This is a genomic window from Halobacillus sp. BBL2006 (assembly GCF_000786645.1).
GTDB lineage: Bacteria > Bacillota > Bacilli > Bacillales > Halobacillaceae > Halobacillus.
Genome location: NZ_JRNX01000241.1, coordinates 1 through 2,842, shown reverse-complemented (window position 1 = coordinate 2,842; position 2,842 = coordinate 1). Strand labels below are relative to the sequence as shown.

General features: G+C 40.9%; 3 protein-coding genes and 2 riboswitches. All 3 genes read right to left on the bottom strand.

Features of this window, described 5'->3' with window-relative positions; genetic code table 11:
* Nucleotides 1-357: adenylyl-sulfate kinase (gene cysC, locus LD39_RS08100; RefSeq protein WP_035545015.1), on the bottom strand; the 357-nt coding region annotated here is incomplete at its 3' end.
* Nucleotides 358-362: 5 nt separating this feature from the next.
* Nucleotides 363-1,526 (bottom strand): sulfate adenylyltransferase, encoded by a 1,164-nt coding sequence (gene sat, locus LD39_RS08095; RefSeq protein WP_035545014.1) that lies wholly within the window; start codon nucleotides 1,524-1,526, stop codon nucleotides 363-365.
* Nucleotides 1,527-1,559: 33 nt separating this feature from the next.
* Nucleotides 1,560-2,282, bottom strand: coding sequence for a phosphoadenylyl-sulfate reductase (locus tag LD39_RS08090; RefSeq protein ID WP_035545013.1), 723 nt, complete (start codon nucleotides 2,280-2,282; stop codon nucleotides 1,560-1,562).
* A gap of 98 nt (nucleotides 2,283-2,380) precedes the next feature.
* Nucleotides 2,381-2,494, bottom strand: a riboswitch (SAM riboswitch).
* Between the two features lie 169 nt (nucleotides 2,495-2,663).
* Nucleotides 2,664-2,767, top strand: a riboswitch (SAM riboswitch).
* Nucleotides 2,768-2,842: the final 75 nt, after the last annotated feature.

Sequence of the window (2,842 nt, the reverse complement as noted above, 5' to 3'; positions counted from 1 at the left end):
AAGGAGGTTTCTCACCCTGTTCCGGTCTTTTTGATAAGGGGAAATAAAAGCGGTGATTACGATCGTCCCGCTATCCACAAACAAATTCGCAACTTCTCCAATTCTTCTAATGTTCTCCTCGCGGTCTTCGGCCGAAAACCCCAGGTCTCCATTTAAACCGTGCCGAACATTGTCTCCGTCCAGTAAATAGGTGTTCACTTCTTTTTCATAAAGCATTTGATTTACACGGTTAGCAATGCTTGATTTTCCGGATCCTGATAGTCCAGTCAGCCAAATAACTCCGCTGTGGTGCCCCTTTAATTTTCTGTAATCCTTAATGTTCAAAGAGGTATCGTGCCACGTAATATTCGAACTCAACGTCCTCACCCTTCCAGTTTATGATTTAATTGGGGAACCTGTATTAACCCTTCAATTAAGACTTCAGCAATCTCTGGTCTGCTGAATGTTTTCGGAGGCTTCTCCCCGTTTTTCAACAGCTCGCGAACCTTCGTCCCTGATAGGATGACATGCTGGTCATCATCATGCGGACACGTTTTATGGGAAACCATCGCTTCGCATGCATGGCAGTAAAAACTATGCTCAAAAAACAACGGGGTTATGTCCAGTTCATCCTCTTGAAATTCTGAGAATATCTTTTGAGCATCGTATGTCCCGTAGTAATCACCTACACCAGCATGGTCCCTTCCGACAATGAAATGAGAGCAGCCAAAGTTTTTTCTAACGAGTGCATGGAAAATGGCTTCCCTCGGTCCTGCATAACGCATAGCAGCATTGAAAACAGCGAGGACAACTCGATTATCAGGGTAGTAGTGATCAATTAACACTTCGTAACTTTTCATACGGACGTCACTTGGAATATCATCACTCTTCGTTTCTCCTACGAGAGGGTTGAGGAATAAACCGTCAACGATTTCAAGCGCAGCTTTTTGAATGTATTCATGAGCCCTATGGACAGGATTGCGAGTTTGGAAACCAACGACTTTTTTCCAGCCAAGTTCTTGAAACAGCTCTCTTGACTCAGCTGGATCTAAATAATATTTGTCTTCGTGATTGCGGTCTGGTTTTTTTGTTAACTGGATCTCGCCTGCAATATAATAATCGGGACGATCAAAAAGTTTTTTCACACCAGGGTGCTCTAGTTCTGTAGTTAAATAAACCTTTTTCGCTTCCTTGTTCTTATCAGGTTGAAATATTTCATCCACTTCAATAAAACCATACAAGGTACCTTGATAAACGAGTTCAGCGACGTCACCGCGGTTCAATTGTTCAGCTTTTTCTTTGTTTACAGGTAAAGTAATCGGAATACTCCAAGGAGTTCCATCAGCTAATCTCATTGTCTCAACGACCGATTTGTAATCCTCTTGATTAAGAAAACCTCTAAGGGGACTATAGGCTCCATTTGCTATCAGCTCCAAATCGCTCAATGCCATCGCATCAATTTCGATCTTTCCCTTCGCTAATGGTTCATTCTCTTCTGATTTCCATTGGTTTACTAGTTTTCCGCCGTGCGGGGATATGATTGACATCTAGTGTTCCTCCTTGGTTAATTGTGTTTAGTATTAAGGATTTCCTGGGGTATGCAAGCCGCATTCTGTTTTATTAAATCCCTTCCATCTCCCTGAACGGCCATCACCGTCTTCAGGAAATGTACAAGGCATACATCCAATGCTTGGATAGCCTTGATCATGCAATTCGTTGTAATCCAAGTTGTTTAGTCGGATATATTGCCATACGAAGTCCCAGGTCCAATGAATAAGGGGACATACTTTTACAGACTTGAACCGTTCATCTTTATTAACAAAATTTGTACGGCTGCGGCTTAAGGACTGCTCTCTTCTCAAGCCTGAAATCCATGCTTCTGCTCCTGAGAGGGCGTCTTCCAACGGCTTAATCTTTCTTAAGTAACAACATTGATCCGGCTGACTTTTCCATAACTCAGCTCCATAGTTTTCTGCTTGTTCATCCAGTGTCAATTCGGGCTTCTTCAATTCAATGTTTAAGTTTGGATAGCGTTTTTGTACTTTATCAATTAAATCGTAAGTTTCTTGAAAGTGTACGCCTGTATCAAGAAAAACTATATGTGCGTCAGGTTGAATTTTAGAAATGAGATCAACCAGTACAATCCCTTCTGCCCCAAAGCTACATGCATAGACAATGGAGTCCCCGTATGAGTCATAGGCCCATCGTAAAACTTCCAAAGCTTGCTTCACTTCATTGTCCGTTTGCATTTTGGCAAACGGATCACCAGTAAAATGTTCATACGTTACCTTATCTTGTGCCATCATATCCTCCTTTCTAAGAACCGTACATCCAAATCAAAAAGCCTCTCTTCTTGAGTTATAAGAAGAGAGGCGTACGCTGTTAAATACAGTAGCTCATCTTCTTATCTTCCAAGTGAATTCACTTGCTGGAATTGGCACAGTATCTGATATACATATCCAGACCCGTTGCCGAGGCTTCAAAGGGCCAGTCCCTCCACCTCTCAGGATAAGAAAATCGATTATGAGTTTTTATAATTAGGATTGATACAAATCTTATGCCCATATTTATCATATGTCAATAGCTTATTTAAAAATTCTGTATTTTTAAATATTAAGCTTGACAATTTTTTTGAACTACCTTAGATTAGGATGTATCAAAATTTCGTCACCATAATATTATATTCCTTATAAAGAGTCGGGGGAGGAAACTGGTCTTACGATCCCGCAGCAACCTCTTGTCAGTAAGAAGGTGCTCAATCCAGCAGGCATGATCTGAAAGATAAGGAGAAGGTTACTGTTCACCTCTTCTTATGCAAGAGGATTTTTTATTGCATAAAATCCTTTATTTGAATCCTTTAAAA